We start from the raw sequence: 19,628 nt of genomic DNA, 5'->3' as shown, positions 1-19,628 counted from the left end.
TGAACCTCCTTGGTTAGGTGGTGAGTTCAGCAGCCGCCGGAAGTGCTGATTGGGGCGCCGATGCCGATCTGGACGGTGGTGGGTGCGGCGCAGCAGCCGCCGGACTGCTCGGCGTTCTCCGGCTCGTCGAACAGGCCCGCGCCGCCGCACACGCCCGTCTCCGGGAGGGTCAGTTCGACGCGCTCGGCGGCCTCCTGGTCGCCCGCGATCGCGGCGGTGATGGAGCGGACCTGCTCGTAGCCGGTCATGGCGAGGAAGGTCGGGGCGCGGCCGTAGGACTTCATGCCGACCAGGTAGACGCCCTGTTCCGGGTGGGACAGCTCGTTCACGCCGTGCGGGTAGACGGTGCCGCAGGAGTGGACGTTCGGGTCGATCAGCGGGGCGAGCGCGGTCGGGGCCTGGAGGCGCTCGTCGAGGCCGAGACGAAGTTCGGAGAGGAAGGACAGGTCGGGGCGGAAGCCGGTCAGGACGATGACCTCGTCGACCGGGTCGAGGCGACGGCCGCCCTCTGCGATGAGGACGAGCTGGTCGCCGTCGCGTTCCACAGCCTGTGTACGGAAGCCCGTGACCGTGCTCGCGTGGCCGGCCTCGACGGCTTCCTTGGCGCGTAGGCCCAGGGCGCCTCGGGCGGGGAGCTGGTCTGCCTCGCCGCCGCCGTAGGTGTTCGCGCCGATGCCGCGCCGCAGGATCCACACCGCATGCGTACCGTCCTCCTCCTTCGCCAGATCGGCGAGGAGGGCCAGGGCGGTGAAGGCGGAGGCGCCGGAGCCGACGACGGCGGTGCGCTTGCCCGTGTAACGGGCGCGTACGGCCGGGTTCTTGAGGTCCGGGACGCGGTAGGAGATGCGGCTGGCGGCCGACTTCTCGCCGAGCGCGGGCAGACCGTCCGCTCCGACGGGGCTCGGAGTGGACCAGGTGCCGGAAGCATCGATGACGGCGCGGGCGGTGATCCGCTCCTCATGGCCGTCGGCGGTCTGGACGTGCACGGTGAAGGGCTGCTCGTCGCGGCCGGAGTCGACGATGCGGTCGCGGCCGGCGCGGGCGACACCGGTGACCGTCGTGCCGTAGCGGATCTTGTTGCCGAGGACATCGGCGAGGGGCTGGAGATAATGCTCGGCCCAGTTGCCGCCGGTCGGGTAGGCGGAGGCGTCGGGGCGGACCCAGCCGGTGGGGGCGAGGAGCTTCTCGGCGGCCGGGTCGATGACCTCGCCCCAGGGCGAGAACAGCCGGACGTGGGACCAGTCGTGTACGGCGCTGCCCGCGGCGGGGCCGGCCTCCAGGACCAGGGGTTCGATGCCGCGCTCGACGAGATGGGCGGCGGCGGCCAGGCCGATCGGGCCGGCGCCGATGACCACAACGGGCAGATGGTCGGTGGTGGGCACGCTGTTGATGGGCACAGCCACGAGGTTCCCCTTTTGTTTCGACGTTTGTCGATGTCCTGTTGCCCGGTCAGGATGACACCTGATTAGACAGTCGTCAACATAGACATGCATCGAATTGGTCAGGTGGTGGGCTCTCGCCAGGCTGGTTCGACATGTGTCAACATAGATGCATGTCGAATACGAAGGTGCTGCCGCTGCTGGAGCCCGAGGTGTCCAAGGCCGTGGCGCCGTGCTGTCCTCCGCTGACCGAGCGCCCCTTCACGGCCGAGGAGGCCGAGACGGCCGCGCGGATGTTCAAGGCGCTCGGCGACCCGGTACGCCTACGGCTGTTCTCGGCGGTGGCCTCGCATGAGGGCGGCGAGGCGTGCGTGTGCGACATCTCCGACGTCGGGGTATCCCAGCCGACCGTCTCCCACCACCTGAAGAAGCTCAAGGAGGCCGGGCTGCTCACCTCCGAGCGGCGCGGGACCTGGGTGTACTACCGGGTGGAGCCGTCCGTGCTGGCCGCGATGGGCAAGCTGCTGACCATCGCACCATCTGTCTCCTGACAGCGGTTCGTAATTCCAGGGCCGATGTCAGTGGCCCCGTGGATGATGGGGCAATGAGCATCGACGTCGAGTGGGCGCGGGGTGAGTTGTCGCGTTTCTTGGAGCTCACCGAGCTGTACCGGCCGGCGGATCCGCCAGGCATGGTCGTCTTCAGCACCAGGAAGACCAACCGCGGCCAGCCGGACGAGATCGTCGCCAGCGCGTACGTGGTGGAGCAGATCCTCGACCGGGTCCTGCCGGACTGGCGCACCGCGATCTCTTCCAACGGCAACCAGCGGATCAACCGGTGGTATCAGCACCGCGAGGCCGCCCAACGTGCAGACGCTGCCCTGCAGCGTGACGCCGAGATCCGTGAGCGCCTTGGCGATGCCGCGCCACGGCTGAGTGCTTCGAGCCTGCATCCTTGGGTCTGGACGGCGGCACAGGCGCTGTGGCGTGACGGGCACTTCCGGGAGGCGGTCACAGCCGCCGCGAAGAAGGTCAACCGCGAAACGCAGAACAAGGTCGGGCGGCGGGACGTAACCGAAACCGCCCTGTTCCAGAGCGTCTTCTCGAAAGACGCGCCTAGGCCGGGGCAGCCGCGTCTGCGGTTGATGACCGACGACGGTAGCGACACCTTCCGAAGCGTCCAGCGCGGCGCTGCTGCCTTCGCTGAGGGCTGCTACGCCGGCATCCGGAATCCCAACAGTCACGAGGACGGCCTGCCGGAGTTGCCCCAGCACGAGGCGCTCGAACAACTGGCTGCGTTCAGCGTCCTGGCCCGCTGGGTGGACACGGCCGCCTTCGCCACGTGATTGTCGGCGCAGCCATTCAGGACAGGAGTTCAGCGATCTGCCGGGCCGCGTCTCGGGCAGGCCGTCCGACTCCGATGAGTGTGGCGGAGGCCGGTCCGGTCCAGTCGCCGTAACCGAGCAGGTGCAGACGCGGCTCGGGCACAGCCTGGGTGCCGTCTGTGTCGATGTGGCCGCGTCGGCCGCGTAGTTGGAGTGGCGCGAGGTGGGCTAGGGCCGGGCGGAAGCCCGTGCACCAGATGATGGTGTCGGCCTTGGCGCGGGTGCCATCGGCCCACTCGACGCCGTCGGGGACGAGACGCGCGAACATCGGGCTCGCCTCCAGGAGGCCGCGGTCTCGCGCCGTTCGGACGGGCGGTACGGCAACGATGTCCCCGAGGGACGCGACACCCCCGGTGTCCGTGCGTCCCTCGTCCAGGGCCCGGCGGCGGGCGGTGGCCGCATCGAACAGGGTGCGCCCGTCGATGTCATCGGCAAGAAAGCGGGGCGGGCGCTGGGTCACCCAGGTCAGGTCTGTGCCGTACGCCAGGTCGGCAGCGATCTGGGCGCCGGAGTTGCCGCCGCCCACCACGATCACGTGCTGGCCTGCGAGATCGGCGGCGCTGCGGTATTCCACCGTGTGCAACTGGCGACCCCCGAAGGTCGCTTGGCCAGGGACAGCGGGGAGAAAGGGCCGCCACCAGGTGCCGGTGGCGCTGATCATGGTGCGGGTGTACTAGGTGCCGGAGTCGGTTTCCACGCGCAGGAGTTGGGTGTCGCTGTGGACGCCAAGGACGCGCACGGGCCGCTCGACGGGAAGTTCATAGCGCTTCTCGTAGTCGGCGAGGTAGTCCACCACGTGCTGTGCGTCGGGATAGGTCTGGCCGGGCTGTGGTGGCATGAGGCGGCCAGGTAGCGAGGAGTACTTGGCCGGGGAGAAAAGGCGCAGTGAGTCCCAGGCGTGCGGCCAGGCGCCGCCCGGTGTGGTCTGGGCGTCGAGGATGACGAAGTCGAGGCCCAGGCGGCGCAGGTGGTAGCCGGCGGCGAGTCCTGCTTGGCCGCCGCCGATCACCACCACCTGTGGTGTGGGGCTCATTCGGCCGGTTGTCCGGGCATGAAGATGAGGGACACCAGGGCCAACCCGATTACGGCACCGATGAGTTGCATACCGATGAACCCCAGGACCGAGCCCGGTGCGATGCCCGCGAAGGTGTCGGTGAAGGCACGGCCGATGGTCACCGCGGGGTTGGCGAAGGAGGTGGAGGAGGTGAACCAGTAGGCGGCGCCGATGTAGGAGGCGACCGCGACGGACGCGAAGCGCAGCTGGTTCGCCCGGGCAAGACCGAAGATCAGCAGGATCAGACCGGCCGTCGCGACGACTTCGCCCAGCAGCAGATGACCCGCCGACCGGTCATGCGTGGACCATTTCACCAGCGGCTCGCCGAACATCGCGTCCGCCAGGATCGCCCCCACGATCGCCCCCACGATCTGCGCGGGCACGTACACCGCCACCTCGCGCGCGGTGACCCCGGCGCCGCCGCGCCGCGCGGTCCACCACTCGGCTAGCGTCACGACCGGGTTGAAGTGCGCGCCGGAGACCGGGCCGAGCAGAAGGATGAGGATGCCGAGGCCGAAGACGGTGGCCGTGGAGTTGGCGAGCAGTTGCAGGCCGACGTCCTTGGTCAGTTCGGTGGCCTGGATGCCGGAGCCGACCACGACCGCCACCAGCAGCGCGGTGCCTATGAGTTCGGCAGCGGCCCGGGCCACCAGCGGCGTGCGCGGCGGGGTGGCGCCCGGGGCGGGCCCGACGGTTCCGGGTGGGGGAACGGCTGTCGCGGACTCCGCGGTCGGGGCGGCTTCGGCGGTGGTCATGGACAGGCCCTCTTGTTCTCTGCGGCGGCGCGGGCGGACTCGGCCAGGTCGGCGAACTGACCGGCGAGTGAGGCGATGACGTCCGGACGCAGCTTGTAGTACGTGAACCGACCGCACGGCTCCGTCTCCACGACCCCGGCCTCGCGCAGCACCTTCAGGTGGTTGGAGAGGTTGGTCTGTCTCGCGCCCGTCTCCTCCACGAGATGCGTGGTGCACAGCGTCTCTTGGGCGAGCAGGGTCACGATCTGGAGCCTGAGCGGGTCGGCCAGAACTCGGATCAGATCAGTGTCGACTGACGTCAGCATGCGCTGATACTGTCACATCAGCGGTGACTGACACCACCGGGTACTGATGTGTCGTGCCCGTTCTGTTGCGAGACAAGAGAGACCTCTGATGTCCGACAAGCCCTCCGTGCTGTTCGTCTGTGTCCACAACGCCGGCCGTTCCCAGATGGCCGCCGCGTGGCTGACCCACCTGGCCGGGGATCGCGTCGAGGTCCGCTCCGCCGGCTCCAACCCGGGCGCGAGCGTCAACGCGGCCGCCGTCGAGGCCATGGCCGAGGTCGGCATCGACATCTCCGCCGAGGTCCCGAAGATGCTCACCGTCGACGCCGTGAAGGAGTCGGACGTCTGCATCACCATGGGCTGCGGCGACACCTGCCCGGTCTTCCCCGGCAAGCGTTACCTCGACTGGACCCTCGACGACCCCGCGGGCAGGACCGTCGACGACGTCCGCCCCATCCGTGACGAGATCGAGCGGCGCGTCCGTGGCCTTCTCGGCGAACTCGGTGTCCCGGCACAGCACTGGCCGCGGACGGTGAACCAAATCACTGTTCGCCGAGGTCCAATTAAGTCCGATCGCGCCAACTGAGACCAAAACTGAGACCACATACGACGAAGGGCCCCACCGCGAACAGTGGGGCCCTTCGACATCGTGCCCGGTGAGGCACTGGCGGAGGATACGAGATTCGAACTCGTGAGGGGTTGCCCCCAACACGCTTTCCAAGCGTGCGCCCTAGGCCACTAGGCGAATCCTCCGCCGCAAACAATACAAGACGTTGAGGAGTGCTCGCGAACTCGTTCCCCCCGCTCAGATCCTGTAGCCTGTGCGGAGCCCCTCACGCGGCGCTATCTGACTGAACTCCCCCAGGGCCGGAAGGCAGCAAGGGTAGGTTGGCTCTGGCGGGTGCGTGGGGGGCGCTTGCGTTTGCCGGTGTCCGCGGTGCCGCCAGTCCCGCCACCGGCCCCCGTTGTCAGTGGGCGCCTATAACCTCGTACGCGTGTCGTCTCTCGCGCTGTACCGCCGTTATCGCCCGGAGTCGTTCGCCGAGGTCATCGGGCAGGAGCATGTAACCGACCCGTTGCAGCAGGCGCTGCGGAACAACCGGGTCAATCACGCGTACCTGTTCAGCGGGCCGCGAGGCTGCGGGAAGACCACGAGCGCGCGCATCCTGGCCCGCTGTCTGAACTGCGAGAAGGGGCCCACGCCGACGCCCTGCGGCGAGTGCCTGTCCTGCCGCGACCTCGCGCGCAACGGCCCGGGGTCCATCGACGTCATCGAGATCGACGCCGCGTCGCACGGTGGTGTGGACGACGCCCGTGAGCTGCGCGAGAAGGCGTTCTTCGGGCCCGCGAGCAGCCGGTACAAGATCTACATCATCGACGAGGCCCACATGGTCACGTCGGCGGGCTTCAACGCACTGCTCAAGGTCGTCGAGGAGCCGCCGGAGCACCTCAAGTTCATCTTCGCCACCACCGAGCCCGAGAAGGTCATCGGGACGATCCGGTCGCGGACCCATCACTACCCCTTCCGGCTCGTGCCGCCCAGCACCCTGCGCGACTATCTCGGCCAGGTGTGCGGGCAGGAGAACATCCCCGTCGAGGAGGGTGTGCTGCCGCTCGTCGTGCGCGCCGGTGCCGGTTCCGTGCGTGACTCCATGTCTGTCATGGACCAGTTGCTCGCGGGCGCGAGCACCGACGGTGTGACCTACGCCATGGCCACCTCGCTGCTCGGCTACACCGACGGTTCGCTCCTCGACTCCGTCGTCGAGGCCTTCGCGACCGGTGACGGCGCCGCCGCCTTCGAAGTCGTCGACCGCATCATCGAGGGTGGCAACGACCCGCGCCGTTTCGTCGCCGACCTGCTGGAGCGCCTCCGTGATCTGGTGATCCTCGCCGCCGTTCCCGACGCCCTCGAAAAGGGCCTCATCGACGCCCCCACCGATGTCCTGGAGCGGATGCAGGCGCAGGCCGGCACCTTCGGCGCGGCCGAACTCAGCCGCGCCGCCGACCTCGTCAACACCGGCCTGACCGAGATGCGCGGCACCACCTCCCCCCGCCTCCAGCTCGAACTCATCTGTGCCCGAGTGATGCTCCCCGCCGCCTACGGCGACGAGCAGTCGGTCATGGCCCGCCTCGACCGACTTGAGCGCGGCGTCAACTTCTCGGGTGGAGGCGGGGCGCCCGCCATGGGATACGTCCCCGGACCCGACGCCCACTCCCACATTCAGCCTCCGCCCCAGCCCCAACACCAGGCCTATGAGGGAGGCGCCCCCGCCGGTCCGCCCGTTCCGCCGGGCGGTGGTGCCGCCGCCGCGCGCGCTGCCGTACGAGGTCCAGGGGCACCCGGCACCCCCCCGGCCCCCGGCCCCAGCACGCCGCCGGAGCAGGCGCCCGCACCCGCCGCCCACGCCCAGCCCCAGGAACCCCAACAGCCCCAGCCGCAACCCGCCGCCCCCGGCGCCTGGCCCACCGCGACAGCCGCAGGCAGCGGTCGCCGCCCCGGTGGCTGGCCCACGGCAACCCCGGCCGGCGGCGGACAGCCCCCGTCCCCGCAGACCGCGCCGGCACCAGCGTCAGCCCCCGCACCCGTGCAGGCCTCCGCACCCCAGGGCCCGCCCCCCACCCCCGTCGGACCACCCCCGACCACCGGCGGCCCCGACCCCCGCACACTCTGGCCGAACATCCTGGAAGCGGTGAAGAACCGCCGCCGCTTCACCTGGATCCTGCTCAGCCAGAACGCGCAGGTCACCGGGTTCGACGGCACGACTCTCCAGATCGGCTTCGTCAACGCCGGTGCGCGGGACACCTTCAACAGCGGCGGCAGCGAGGACGTACTGAAGCAGGCGCTGGCCGAGCAGTTCAACGTCCAGTGGAAGATCGAGGCGGTCGTCGACCCCTCGGGCGGCGGCACCCCGCCCCCGCAACCGGGCGGCGGTGGCTACGGCGGCGGTGGCGCGTCCGGTGGCTACGGCGGCCCCGGCCCAGGTACGCCCGCTCCCCGCCCGGCGTCCTCCCAGCCCACACCCGCCCCCACCACGCCACCCGCCCCCACACACTCGGCACCGGCGCCCACCCAGGCACAGCGCCCTGCAGCCTCGGCCCCCACCCCATCTCCCGCCCCCCGCACCACGGCCCCCGAGGACGACACCCCCGAGGATGACGACCCCGACCTCGACGAGTCGGCCCTCTCCGGGCACGAACTGATCGTGCGCGAGCTGGGAGCGACGGTGATGGAGGAGTTCACCAACGAGTAGCGACCTACCTGTCCACGGGCCGCGCTCCGCTCCCTCGCGACAGGCCGCCGCAACCCCTCGCCCCTGCCGTGTCCTAGGCTGACCCACGTGAAGGTCCTCGTCATCGGTACCGGCGCCCGCGAACACGCCCTGTGCCGTTCCCTGTCCCTCGACCCCGACGTCACCGCGCTGCACTGCGCTCCCGGCAACGCCGGCATCGCCGAGGTCGCCGAGCTGCACCAGGTCGACGCCCTCGACGGCGCCGCCGTAGCCGCGCTGGCCACGGAGCTGGGCGCCGAGCTGGTCGTGGTCGGTCCGGAGGCACCCCTTGTCGCGGGGGTCGCCGACGCCGTGCGCGAGGCGGGCATCCCGGTCTTCGGCCCCTCCGGGGAGGCCGCGCAGCTGGAGGGCTCCAAGGCCTTCGCCAAGGAAGTGATGGCGGCGGCCGAAGTCCCGACCGCCCGCTCGTACGTCTGCACGACGCCGGAAGAGGTCGAGGAAGCGCTCGACGCCTTTGGCGCGCCGTACGTCGTGAAGGACGACGGACTGGCCGCCGGCAAGGGTGTCGTCGTCACCGACGACCTCGAAGCGGCGAAGGCGCACGCAGGCGCCTGTGAGCGCGTGGTCATCGAGGAGTTCCTCGACGGTCCCGAGGTGTCCCTGTTCGCGATCACCGACGGCGTGACCGTCGTACCGCTCCAGCCCGCGCAGGACTTCAAGCGCGCGCTGGACGGCGACGAGGGCCCGAACACCGGTGGCATGGGCGCGTACTCCCCGCTGCCGTGGGCCGATCCGAAGCTGGTGGAGGAGGTCCTTCAGACCGTCCTCCAGCCGACCGTCGACGAGCTGCGGCGGCGCGGTACGCCGTTCTCCGGTCTCCTCTACGCCGGTCTCGCGATCACCTCGCGCGGTGTGCGGGTCATCGAGTTCAACGCCCGCTTCGGCGACCCCGAGACCCAGGTGGTCCTGGCCCGGCTGAAGACCCCGCTGGCCGGCGTCCTGCTCGCCGCGGCGAACGGCACCCTCGACGACCTGGCCCCCCTGCGCTGGAGCGAGGACGCCGCGGTCACCGTCGTCATCGCCTCGCACAACTACCCCGACACCCCGCGCACCGGCGACCCGATCACCGGCCTCGACGAGGTGGCCGCGCAGGACGCCCCGCACGCGTACGTGCTGCACGCGGGTACCAAGTACGACGGCGACGTCGTCGTCAGCGCGGGCGGCCGGGTGCTGTCCGTCACGGCGACCGGCGAGGACCTCACCCAGGCCCGCGAGCGCGCGTACGCAGCCCTGAGCCGGGTCCGGCTCGACGGCTCCCAGCACCGTACGGACATCGCGGCGAAGGCGGCCGCGGGCGAGTAGCCGCCTCGGTGCAGACCCGTCTGCCACCTGTATCTCCAGGCCGTAATAAACCCCATGGGCCCCGAACCCGTCTCATGATTCGGGGCCTGATCCTTGCTCTCTGTCATCCACCTTTCCCCTGAGCCATTCCATCGAGTGAGCGATGCCCCATCCGGCTGACGGGGACCGGGGCCCCAACTATGGTGCGGCGCAAGCATTCCGGCACTTGGCCCACCGGCATTGCGATGTCAGTGGTGGGTGCCACAGTGGGGGAGTGAGCAACGCCAGCAGAGCGGGGAAGCACGGAGGGGGTGAGGTCCGGTCGTGACCGGTATGGGTGTGGAGGCGGGCGCGCAGGCGGCGCGTTCCCGGGCCTTGGCCGTGCTGCGGATCCGCAGCAGGGCACTGGCCGTCGCCCTGTTGCCCGCCGCCGTCGCGGTGATCCTGCTCGCGGGCGGTTCCACCGGCCATCTCGTGGGCCGGGGCTGGGACCTCTCCCGCTGGATCATGGGCGTGGCCGCGGTCGTCGTGCTGCTCGCGGCCGGTGCGATCGCGCTGGTCGTCGCGCGGTCCCGCCCGGCAGTGAGTCCTACGGTCGCGATCGCCGAGGAGTCGGCCCCCGACCTGTACCGCATGGTGCGCGACCTGGCCGACCGCCTCGACGTCCCCGCGCCGTCCGCGATAGCGCTCACCCCGGACTGCGACAGTTGGCTGGAGGACCGCACCCACCCGGCCCACGGACCGCCCCCGCGGGAGAACCGCGACGAGATCACGGGTGTACGGGGCCTCACCCCGGCGCGCTCGCGTCGTACGGCGGCTTCGCCCGTCCTCGTCATCGGCTCCCCGTTCCTGTGGTGGATGCGGGTCGGTGAGCTGCGCGCGGTGCTCGCCCCGGTGGTCGCCGGCACGGGTCCCTCCGCGCACCCGGACATAGCCGCGGCCCGCCGTTTCGTACGGGGCCTGGACGCGGCGGTGGCGGTGACCTCGGCACCCCGGGGCGCCGTGTTCCGCTCGGCGCTCGCCGGTGTCGGCTGGGTCGCCCGGCTGCTGCTGCGCAGTTGCCGGGGGCACGCGGCCGAGATGGAGCGGGGCGTGGCCGCCGCTGCCGCCGAGCGCGCACAGGCTGTGGACTACGGCCTGCGGATCGTCGCGCAGGAACAGGTGGGCCTGGCGTACGCGGGCTGGGACCGGCTGCTCACCCGGGTCGCGCTGCCCGCGTGGCGGATGGGCCGCTGGCCGTCCCGCCTGGACGCGGGCGTCGTAGCGGCCCTGACGGAGCTCTCCCGCCGCGACCGCCTGGCCGAGGGCTTCGCCTCCCGGCTCGGCGAGCGCCCCGCCTGCGACCTGCTCGAAGAGCCCGGCACGATCGACGAGGCGACCTCGCTCCTGGCCGCCCGCCTCTTCCACGGCGGCCCCGCCGAGGCCGGTCCCGACTGGGCGCCGGTGGACTGGCAGGAGTACCCGGAGGAGGTCGTCGACCGCAAATGGCGCACCGACGCGGCCCGCCTCCACCGAGTCCTGGACACCCTCGGCGTCCGCCGCACCCCCGACCCGATCACCGCCCACCACGACGCCCCGACCCTGGCCCGAGTGGTGGACCACTTGACGGGGGCCTCCGCCTCCGGCGGTTACGCGGGTCGAGTGGGCGTGGGGATCGATGGTGCCGCTTTTGATGGAACGGCTGTTTCCCCGGGGCCTGTTGGTCTGGATGGGTCCGCTGAGGATGGTGACGGCGGCCGGTATGCGGAGACGGACGCGGTTGACGAGGGCGTGAGGGGTGATCGCACCGGGTCCGGTGGAACCTCCGTATCCCCGGGGCCTGTTGGTCTGGACGGGGCCGCCGAGGATGGTGACGGCGGCCGGTATATGGAGGCGGATGTGGCTGACGAGGGCGTGGGCGCCGGGTTCGACGGAATGACCGTATCCCCGGGGCTTGTTGGCCCGGACGGGTCTGCCGAGGGTGGCGATGGCGGTCGGTGCGGGGCTGACGACGGTGTCGGGGGCGAGGGTGCCCGATCCGGTGGAACGGCCGTATCCCCGGGACTTGTTGGTCCGGACGGGTCTGCCGAGGGTGGCGATGGCGGTCGGTGCGGGGCTGACGACGGTGTCGGGGGCGAGGGTGCCCGATCCGGTGGAACGGCCGTGTCCCCGGGGCCTGTTGGTCCGGACGGGGCCGCCGAGGATGGTGACGGCGGTCGGTACGCGGAGACGGACGCGTCTGATGAGGGCGTAGGCGGCGATCGCGCCGGGGCCGGCGGAACCGCCGTATCCCCGGCGCCCGTTGACCTCGACGAGCCCGCCGAAGCCGACGGCACCGACCGGCCCGCGAAGGCGAACACCGCCGACGGAGATACCGAGTTGGACGGCAGCGGCAGCGGCAGCGGCAGCGGCAGCGGCAGCGGCAGCGGTGAGGCCGAGGCCTCAACCCCCCACCACCCCGAGCCCTACAAGGCAATGGCCGCAGACGACGACGAAGACCTCGGCGAGTGCGGCTCGCCGCACAGTGCCGCGCTTGCCGCTGGGCTGACCGCGGAGTTGGCGCGGGAGGAGGCGGCGGCCCCGCCGGTGGGTTCGGCTCCGGCCGGGCAGGGGCCCGACAACGCGCTGTGGGACGACGGGTCGTTGCCCCTCTTCCCGCTTCAACCGCCGCGCACCGGGCGGGAGTTGCTCGCCGATCACGTCACGGCGATGGTGTGCTGCGCCGCGATGGACACGGCCGGCGCGACCCCCGGGCTCGACTGGCTCGACGGTCCGACGCTGCTGGTGAACGGCGAAAGGGCGGCCGATCTCGCCCCGAGAGTGCTCAGCCTCGTCGAGGACGGCGACCCGGCACCCCTGCGGGCGTGGCTGATCGACCTGGGCATACGCCCGGAGAAGCCGGTACGGCTCGTCTGACCCCGGATCCCTGACACGGAACCCCGTCTTCCACTTTCGGTCAATTGGCAACGACCAGTGACAGAGTGCGTGCTTAATGTGATGTGCTGGGGCCGGTCCCGTACGCCGTGCCGTCCATGGCAAAGGCGTACGGCATACGACACACGCACGAGATGCACGAAGGACAACCACGGGGGCACGAGGGAGGGGAGCGGCCATGGGGTCGGAGCAGATCAGCCGCTGGGAGTCGGGAGCGCTGGCGCACGCCGTCACGGACCCCTTCGGACAGGGCCCCGTCCCCTGGCTCCGGGGCAGCGAGACCTACTTCGACGACACCGGCCACGTCGTCCCCTGGTACGTGGACCCGGCCCCGGTCCACGCCTCCGGCAGGAACACCCCCAAGCTCCCCGCCCCGCGCGCCTCCGGGGGCGGCGGCCCCCGTTCCGCCGACGACGTGCGGCGGCAGATCAAGGGTTTCACCTCGGCGAGCGCGGTCGCCCCCGGCGAGGCGCTCGACTTCCATGTCACGGTCGACCCGCCCCAGGAGTTCGCCGTCGACATCTACCGCATCGGCCACTACGGCGGTGACGGCGCCGCGAAGATCACCACCAGCCCCCGCCTCTCCGGCATCGTCCAGCCCCCGCCGCTCACCGCCGACCGCACGATCTCCTGCCACCACTGGTGGCTGTCCTGGCGGCTGCAGGTCCCGAGCTACTGGAGCATCGGCGCCTACGTCGCCGTCCTCACCACCGCCGACGGCTACCGCTCCCACATCCCCTTCACGGTCCGCGACAACCACCCCGCCGACCTGCTCCTCCTCCTGCCCGATATCACCTGGCAGGCCTACAACCTCTACCCGGAGGACGGCCACACCGGCGCGAGCCTCTACCACGCCTGGGACGGGGACGGCCGGCTGCTCGGCGAGTCCGAGGCCGCGACGACGGTCTCCTTCGACCGCCCGTACGCGGGCGCGGGCCTGCCCCTGCACGTGGGCCACGCCTACGACTTCATCCGCTGGGCCGAGCGCTACGGCTACGACCTCGCCTACGCCGACGCCCGCGATCTGCACGCGGGCCGTGTCGACCCCACCCGTTACCGGGGGCTGGTCTTCCCGGGCCACGACGAGTACTGGTCGACCCCCATGCGCCGTACCGTCGAACGCGCCCGCGAGCACGGCACGTCCCTCGTCTTCCTCTCCGCCAACACCATGTACTGGCAAGTGGAGTTGGCGGCTTCCCCGTCCGGTGTCCCCGACCGCCTGCTCACCTGCCGCAAGCGCCGGGGCCCGGGCCGCCCGGTGCTGTGGCGCGAAGTCGACCGCCCCGAGCAGCAGTTGGTCGGTATCCAGTACGCGGGCCGGGTGCCCGAGCCGCACCCCCTGATCGTCCGCAACGCCGACCACTGGCTGTGGGAGGCGACCGGCGCCGGTGAGGGCGAGGGGATCGAGGGCCTGGTCGCGGGCGAGGCCGACCGGTACTTCCCGCGCACCCAGCTGCCCCAGCACGAGGAGCGCATCCTGCTCGCCCACTCCCCGTACGCGGACAGCGAGGGCGCGCTCCGCCACCAGGAGACCTCCCTGTACCGGGCGCCGTCCGGCTCCCTCGTCTTCGCCTCCGGCACCTTCGCCTGGTCACCGGCCCTGGACCGCCCCGGCCATGTGGACGCCCGTATCCAGCGCGCCACGGCCAACCTCCTGGACCGCATCTGCAAGCACGACTGACCCCGTGACCGGAGGCGGGCCGTGCATACGGGACAATCGAGCCAGTTGGAGAGAACCACTGGAGGAACTGTGTCCGGATTCGTAGAAAAGCCCGAGCCGCTCCAGGTACCGGGCCTGACGCACCTCCACACCGGCAAGGTGCGCGACCTCTACCAGAACGAGGCGGGCGAGCTCGTGATGGTCGCCAGCGACCGCATGTCCGCATACGACTGGGTGCTGCCGACCGAGATCCCCGACAAGGGCCGCGTCCTCACCCAGCTCTCCCTCTGGTGGTTCGACCAGCTCGCCGACCTGATCCCCAACCACGTCCTCGGCACCGACCTCCCGCCCGGCGCCCCCGCCGAGTGGGCGGGCCGCACCCTCATCTGCAAGTCGCTCCGGATGGTTCCGGTGGAGTGCGTGGCCCGCGGCTACCTCACCGGCTCCGGCCTGCTGGAGTACAACGCGTCCCGTACGGTCTGCGGTCTCGCCCTCCCCGAGGGCCTGGTCGACGGCAGCGAGCTCCCCGCGCCGATCTTCACCCCGGCCACCAAGGCCGCCGTAGGAGAGCACGACGAGAACGTGTCGTACGAGGAGGTCGCCCGCCAGGTCGGCGCGGACACCGCCGCGCAGCTGCGCCAGGCGACCCTCGCCGTCTACGGCCGCGCCCGGGACATCGCCCGCGACCGGGGCATCATCCTCGCGGACACCAAGTTCGAGTTCGGCTTCGAGGGCGAGACGCTGATCGCCGCCGACGAGGTCCTCACCCCGGACTCCTCCCGGTTCTGGCCGGCCGAGGAGTGGGAGCCGGGCCGCGCGCAGCCGTCGTACGACAAGCAGTTCGTGCGCGACTGGCTGACCTCGGCCGAGTCCGGCTGGGACCGCAGGAGCGAGCAGCCTCCGCCGCCGCTGCCGCAGCGGGTCGTGGACGCGACGCGCGCGAAGTACATCGAGGCGTACGAACGCCTGACGGGCCTGAGCTGGAGCTAGCCACCAGCCACGTGAAAGAACCCCGGTCCACCGGACCGGGGTTCTTTCTTCTGCTGGAGCGGACGACCAGGTTCGAACTGGCGACCTCAACCTTGGCAAGGTTGCGCTCTACCAACTGAGCTACGTCCGCGCTGCGCCGTGGCGCGAGAGCAACTATACCCAACCTCGCTCGCGTGCGAGACGCACCGCCGTATGCCGGTTCTCGGCACCGAGTTTCGAGACGGCGGACGACAGATAGTTCCGCACGGTCCCCTGGGACAGCGCGGCCCGCTCGGCGATCTCCGCGACCGGCGCTCCGTCGGCGGCGAGTTCCAGCACCTCGGCCTCCCGCGCGGTCAACGGCGAGTCCCCCGCGGCGATGGCGTCGGCCGCCAACTCGGGGTCGACGTAACGATTTCCGGCATGCACCGTACGAATGATCTCCGCGAGCCGCTGCGCGCTGACGGTCTTCGGAACGAACCCCCGCACACCCGCAGCAAGCGCCCGCTTCAGATGCCCCGGCCGCCCATGACCGGTCACGATGAGCACCCGGCACCCGGGCAGCTCCTCCCGCAGGGATGTGGCCACCTTCACACCGTCCGCCCCCGGCATCTGAAGATCCAGCACCGCCACATCCGGCACATGAGCCCGAGCCATCGCCAACGCCTCAGGCCCGCTCGCCGCCTCGGCCACCACCACGAGATCCTCCTCAAGCCCGAGCAACGCGGCGAGCGCCCCCCGAATGAGGTGCTCATCATCGGCAAGCAACAGGCGTACGACGGGGGTGGTCATGGGGTGACTCCGGTCATGGGGGTGGGCAGTGGTTGGGGGTGGGCCTGTTCCTGACGGAGGGCGGGCTCACGGCACCTCCGGACACGGCGGACATCGGGCGGGCGGAGATGTGGTCGCACGACGGACGCGGTCACGAACTCCCCCTGTCCGTGGCGGCTGACGGTCCTGCGGCGCACCTGGTGCCAGCCGACATCGGCCGGCTGAGGAACACGCTCACGCGGCGCCCCCGTAGCGGCCCGCAGAGATGTGGCGACCTGGTTCGTGGCAGGCAGCGGCTGCGTCGGTGGGGCGGGTGTGATGCGGCTTTGTTCGTGGCGGGTAGCGGTCGTGAGGCGGGCGCGGTCACGAGCTGCTCCTGTCCGTGGCGGCTGGCGGTCCCGCGGCGCACCTGGTCGCAGCGGACACTCGGCGGGCGGGAAACCGTAGTCGTGCCGAACCCTCGTCACGGTGAGCGGCAGGTGTGCGGCGACTTGATTCGTGGCGGGCAGCGGTCGTGTGGCGGGCGCGGTCAGCCCTGCGGCCCCCGTCACGGCGGACACCGGGCGGCCGAATAACACGGTCATCCCGCACCCCCGTCCCAGCGTGCACCAGGTATCCGGCGACCTCGCTCACGACGGGCAGCCGGCCCGCCGCGGACGCGCTCATGCGGCGCCCCCCATCACCACGGCCCGCGCGGTCATGACGCCACGCCCCCCGTCGCCGCAGGCAACGGCACCGTAGCCACCACCCGGAACCGGTCCCCCTCCACCGCCCCCGCCTCCAGCGCACCACCCACCGCACTCAACCGCTCCCGAAGCCCCACGAGCCCGGCCCCGCCCCCGACACTCCCCACGAGCCCGGCCCCGCCACCGGCACCCTCGCCGTCCCTGACGTCACCGCCACCAGCGCGCCCCACCTGCCCGGCCCCACTCCCAGTACCCCTGCCACTCCCGACGTCACCGCCACCGGCGCCACCAGCGCACCCCACCTGCCCGGCTCCACTCCCAGCACCCCCAGGCGCACCCCCATCCCCCTTAACCCCATCGTTCTCCACAGTCAGCACCACACACCCCACCCCCACCCGCACCCCGACCATGCACCGCCCCGCATCCCCATGCCGCAGCACATTGGTAGTCGCCTCCCGCACCACCCACCCCAGCGCCGACTGCACCTCGACCGGCAACCCGGTCGCCTCGCCCGTGATCTCGCACTCGATGCCCGCCGCCGCCAACACACCCTGCGCACCGGCCAGTTCGAGGTGGAGGTCGGCCTCGCGGTAGCCGCGTACGACATCGCGGACCTCGCGCTGGGACTCCCGGGCGATCCGCTGTACCTCGATCATCTGCTCCACGGCCTCGGGCCGGCCCCGCCGCGTGAGCTGTACGGCGAGTTCGCTCTTGAGGGCGATGACCGACAGGTTGCGGCCCATCACGTCGTGGAGGTCGCGGCCGAAGCGCAGCCGTTCCTCGGCGACGGCGAGGCGGGCGCGGGTCTCGCGGGCCTCGTCGAGTTCGTAGACGGCGTCGAGGAGCCAGACGGAGAAGGCGGAGGTGAAGGCCAGACCGCCGCAGCTGACGAGTACGGCGAACGCGGTGCCGAGCGCCGCCGGAAGGGCCACGCCCAGCGGGAGCTGCACGAGCAGCGCGCCGGCCACGCATCCCGCCACGACCGCGAGGACGTGCCGTCGCCCGCGGACCCCGAGGGCGAGCGTGCCGCCGCCGAAACCCAGCACCCCCACGAAGACCGTGTTCGTGGCGGCTGCCAGGTGTTCGCCGCCGGGGCCGTGCTCCGTGAGGACGATCGCGACAACGGCGATCAGCACGGTGACCGCGCCGAACGTCCACAACAGCCGTACGGGCCGCTCACGTCTGCCCCGGGTCCAGTCGAGGGCCTGGGAGGCGGTCCGGGAACAGAGCACGGCGTGCACGGTCACGACCGCCGGCAGCCAGGCCGCGAGCCCGGAACCGGCCTGGGCGAAGGCCGGCAGCCCGACCACCGCGACCTCGATCACGGCGAAGAGGTGGAAGGACCACCGGGTGTACGTCTCGATCTTCCCGGGCGTGCTCTTCCGCCCCCACCAGCCGCCGGAGCTACCAGGTATCCGCATGTCGTCGTGCTCCCCGTACCTCAGCGCCGCGGCTCCCACCGGAACCACCGCCGTACAGCAAACACCGCGAGGACGGTCCAGGCCAGCGCGGTCAGGACGGCGCCGAGCGCGTCGTAGCCGGACAGATCGCCGTTCCAGCCGCCGCTGATCAGCCGGATCGCGGGGGAGAGGGGGAGGAAGGCGCAGACGTCGGCGACCCGGTCGGGCAGGAGCTGGAGCGGGATGATGATCCCGGAGCCCAGCATCGAAGCGAACAGCACCGGCAGCGCGGTCACCTGCGCGCTCTCCGCCGTCCTGGTCACGCTCGCCGTGAGGGCCGCCAGCGCGGCACACAGGAAGAGGCCGAACAGCAGCCCCAGCACGACGAGTTGGGGCATCGCGGGAGCCCCGGCGTCCAGCAGCAGCGTGCAGGCCACCGCCAGCAGCAGCGACTGGACCAGCCCGAGGCACAGGGAGGGCAGGGCCGTGCCGGCGAGGATCTCGGAGTCGTCGAGTTCCCCCGTGCGCAGCCGCTTGAGAACCAGTTCCTCCCGGCGCGCGACGAACGCGCCGACCAGGGACGAGTACACGGCGAAGAGCAACGAGAACCCGATCGCGGCCGTGAGCATCACCGAGCCGACGCTCAGTCCCTCGCCCCTCAGATCCATCTGGTCGACCGCGGGCCGCACGCTGAACGGCAGCGCCAACGGCACGAACAGCGCCGTGACCACCGCACTCCGATTCCGCCCGAGCAGGCTCAACTCGGCCCGCCCCAGCGCCCGCAACCGCCCGACCGGAGTCGTCGTACTCATACCGCCACCTCCCGCTCCCGCGCGATCCCCAGGAACGCCTCCTCCAGCGAGGCCGACCGCACCTCCAGCCGCCGCAGCTCGATCCGCGCCCGCTCGGCCCACAGCAGCAACCCGGTCGCCGCCCGCTGCAACTCGTGCGTCTCCAGTCGTACGACTCTCCCGACCACCTCGTGTCCGACGACCCCCAGCTCACCGAGCGGCGGCAGGTCCCCCACGAAGTACCCGGCGGGCAGTTCGAAGGAGATCCGCGACGGCTGTCCCGCCGTCACCTCGGCCGGAGTCCCGGTGACCGCGATCCGCCCCTCGCGCAGGATGGCGAGACGGTCGGCGAGTCCTTCCGCCTCCTCCAGGTAGTGCGTGGTCAGCAGCACGGTCGTGCCGCCGTCCCGCAGCGCCCGCACCAACTCCCAGGTGTCCCGGCGCCCTTCGGCGTCGAGCCCGGTGGTCGGCTCGTCGAGGAACAGCACCTCGGGCTCACCCAGCAGCGCGAGCGCCAGGTCGAGCCGCCGCCGTTCACCCCCGGACAACTGCTTCACCCGTACGTCCGCCCGCCGCGCGAGTCCGACCAGTTCGAGCGCCTCCGCCTCGGGCCGGGCCCCGCTCGTGCAGCCGGCCCACATCCGGGTGGTCTCGGCGACGGTCAGCTCGGACGGAAACCCGCCCTCCTGCAACATCACCCCGGTCCGGGGCCGTACGGCGGCCCGCTCGGTGTGGGGATCGTGGCCGAGGACGCGCACCCGGCCGCCGGACGCTGGCGCGAGCCCCTCCAGAAGTTCGACCGTGGAGGTCTTGCCCGCGCCGTTGGTGCCCAGGAGCGCGAAGACCTCCCCCCGCCGCACGGAGAAGGTGACCCCCCGCACCGCCTCGAACCCGCCCCCGTACACACGGCGTAGGTCAGTGACCTCAATCACGTGTTCGTGTTCGTTGGTGTTCATGACTTCAGCGTCCCGGCGGCTGGGGCGGCGGGGCAGTGCGTGGTGTCATCGCTCG

The 19,628-nt window shown here is 71.4% G+C and carries 15 protein-coding genes, 2 tRNA genes, 1 other RNA gene and 1 pseudogene; 9 read left to right on the top strand and 10 right to left on the bottom strand.

What is annotated here, in order from left to right:
• Positions 1-26 precede the first annotated feature (26 nt).
• On the bottom strand, positions 27-1,397 hold the full coding sequence (locus AB0M63_RS10400; RefSeq protein ID WP_366019468.1) for an NAD(P)-binding domain-containing protein: 1,371 nt from the start codon (positions 1,395-1,397) through the stop codon (positions 27-29).
• A 155-nt stretch (positions 1,398-1,552) separates the two neighbouring features.
• Between AB0M63_RS10400 and AB0M63_RS10395 the strand changes: the two genes are divergently transcribed.
• Complete coding sequence (locus AB0M63_RS10395) at positions 1,553-1,930, top strand: metalloregulator ArsR/SmtB family transcription factor (protein ID WP_366019089.1); 378 nt, start codon at positions 1,553-1,555, stop codon at positions 1,928-1,930.
• Positions 1,931-1,983: 53 nt separating this feature from the next.
• On the top strand, positions 1,984-2,724 hold the full coding sequence (locus tag AB0M63_RS10390; protein ID WP_366019088.1) for a TIGR02391 family protein: 741 nt from the start codon (positions 1,984-1,986) through the stop codon (positions 2,722-2,724).
• 16 nt (positions 2,725-2,740) lie between these two features.
• Here the strand turns inward: AB0M63_RS10390 and AB0M63_RS10385 are convergent.
• From AB0M63_RS10385 to AB0M63_RS10375, 3 genes and pseudogenes are all read right to left on the bottom strand, one after another.
• Positions 2,741-3,796 (bottom strand): annotated as a pseudogene (locus AB0M63_RS10385) (ArsO family NAD(P)H-dependent flavin-containing monooxygenase).
• A complete protein-coding gene (locus AB0M63_RS10380; protein ID WP_366019087.1) occupies positions 3,793-4,572 on the bottom strand; it encodes an MIP/aquaporin family protein in 780 nt (259 codons plus the stop codon). Before AB0M63_RS10380 ends, AB0M63_RS10385 begins: the two are co-directional and overlap by 4 nt.
• Complete coding sequence (locus AB0M63_RS10375) at positions 4,569-4,877, bottom strand: metalloregulator ArsR/SmtB family transcription factor (protein WP_366019086.1); 309 nt, start codon at positions 4,875-4,877, stop codon at positions 4,569-4,571. Before AB0M63_RS10375 ends, AB0M63_RS10380 begins: the two co-directional genes overlap by 4 nt.
• An 88-nt stretch (positions 4,878-4,965) precedes the next feature.
• Here AB0M63_RS10375 and AB0M63_RS10370 point away from each other — a divergent pair, with 88 nt between their 5' ends.
• The gene (locus AB0M63_RS10370) at positions 4,966-5,442 is read left to right on the top strand and encodes an arsenate reductase ArsC (protein WP_366019085.1); all 477 of its coding nucleotides are present in this window, start codon (positions 4,966-4,968) and stop codon (positions 5,440-5,442) included.
• Positions 5,443-5,521: 79 nt separating this feature from the next.
• On the opposite strand, the gene AB0M63_RS10365 is transcribed toward AB0M63_RS10370, so the two are convergent.
• Positions 5,522-5,609, bottom strand: a tRNA-Ser gene (locus tag AB0M63_RS10365).
• 71 nt (positions 5,610-5,680) lie between these two features.
• Between AB0M63_RS10365 and ffs the strand changes: the two genes are divergently transcribed.
• From ffs to AB0M63_RS10335, 6 genes are all read left to right on the top strand, one after another.
• Positions 5,681-5,779, top strand: an RNA gene (ffs, locus tag AB0M63_RS10360) — signal recognition particle sRNA small type.
• A 72-nt stretch (positions 5,780-5,851) separates the two neighbouring features.
• A complete protein-coding gene (locus tag AB0M63_RS10355) occupies positions 5,852-8,107 on the top strand; it encodes a DNA polymerase III subunit gamma and tau (RefSeq protein WP_366019084.1) in 2,256 nt (751 codons plus the stop codon).
• An 87-nt stretch (positions 8,108-8,194) separates the two neighbouring features.
• Positions 8,195-9,448: a phosphoribosylamine--glycine ligase gene (gene purD, locus AB0M63_RS10350; RefSeq protein ID WP_366019083.1), complete on the top strand. Its 1,254-nt coding sequence runs from the start codon at positions 8,195-8,197 to the stop codon at positions 9,446-9,448.
• A gap of 312 nt (positions 9,449-9,760) precedes the next feature.
• Complete coding sequence (locus AB0M63_RS10345) at positions 9,761-12,322, top strand: hypothetical protein (protein ID WP_366019467.1); 2,562 nt, start codon at positions 9,761-9,763, stop codon at positions 12,320-12,322.
• A 196-nt stretch (positions 12,323-12,518) separates the two neighbouring features.
• A complete protein-coding gene (locus AB0M63_RS10340; protein ID WP_366019082.1) occupies positions 12,519-14,021 on the top strand; it encodes a N,N-dimethylformamidase beta subunit family domain-containing protein in 1,503 nt (500 codons plus the stop codon).
• Between the two features lie 69 nt (positions 14,022-14,090).
• Entirely contained in the window at positions 14,091-14,990 is a 900-nt protein-coding gene (locus AB0M63_RS10335) for a phosphoribosylaminoimidazolesuccinocarboxamide synthase (RefSeq protein ID WP_355910745.1), read from the top strand.
• 54 nt (positions 14,991-15,044) lie between these two features.
• Here the strand turns inward: AB0M63_RS10335 and AB0M63_RS10330 are convergent.
• From AB0M63_RS10330 to AB0M63_RS10310, 5 genes are all read right to left on the bottom strand, one after another.
• Positions 15,045-15,120, bottom strand: a tRNA-Gly gene (locus AB0M63_RS10330).
• A gap of 23 nt (positions 15,121-15,143) precedes the next feature.
• Positions 15,144-15,761, bottom strand: a complete 618-nt coding sequence (locus AB0M63_RS10325) for a response regulator transcription factor (RefSeq protein ID WP_355910748.1) — start codon at positions 15,759-15,761, stop codon at positions 15,144-15,146.
• Between the two features lie 676 nt (positions 15,762-16,437).
• The gene (locus tag AB0M63_RS10320) at positions 16,438-17,847 is read right to left on the bottom strand and encodes a histidine kinase (RefSeq protein WP_366019081.1); all 1,410 of its coding nucleotides are present in this window, start codon (positions 17,845-17,847) and stop codon (positions 16,438-16,440) included.
• 20 nt (positions 17,848-17,867) lie between these two features.
• The gene (locus AB0M63_RS10315; RefSeq protein WP_366019080.1) at positions 17,868-18,638 is read right to left on the bottom strand and encodes an ABC transporter permease; all 771 of its coding nucleotides are present in this window, start codon (positions 18,636-18,638) and stop codon (positions 17,868-17,870) included.
• Positions 18,635-19,573: an ABC transporter ATP-binding protein gene (locus AB0M63_RS10310; RefSeq protein ID WP_366019079.1), complete on the bottom strand. Its 939-nt coding sequence runs from the start codon at positions 19,571-19,573 to the stop codon at positions 18,635-18,637. The genes AB0M63_RS10315 and AB0M63_RS10310 overlap by 4 nt, the downstream gene beginning before the upstream one ends.
• Between the last annotated feature and the right edge of the window lie 55 nt (positions 19,574-19,628).

Source organism: Streptomyces sp. NPDC051576 (assembly GCF_040681835.1).
GTDB lineage: Bacteria > Actinomycetota > Actinomycetes > Streptomycetales > Streptomycetaceae > Streptomyces.
The sequence above is the reverse complement of the archived record's forward strand: the minus strand, read 5'-3'. Positions and strand labels throughout refer to the sequence as shown.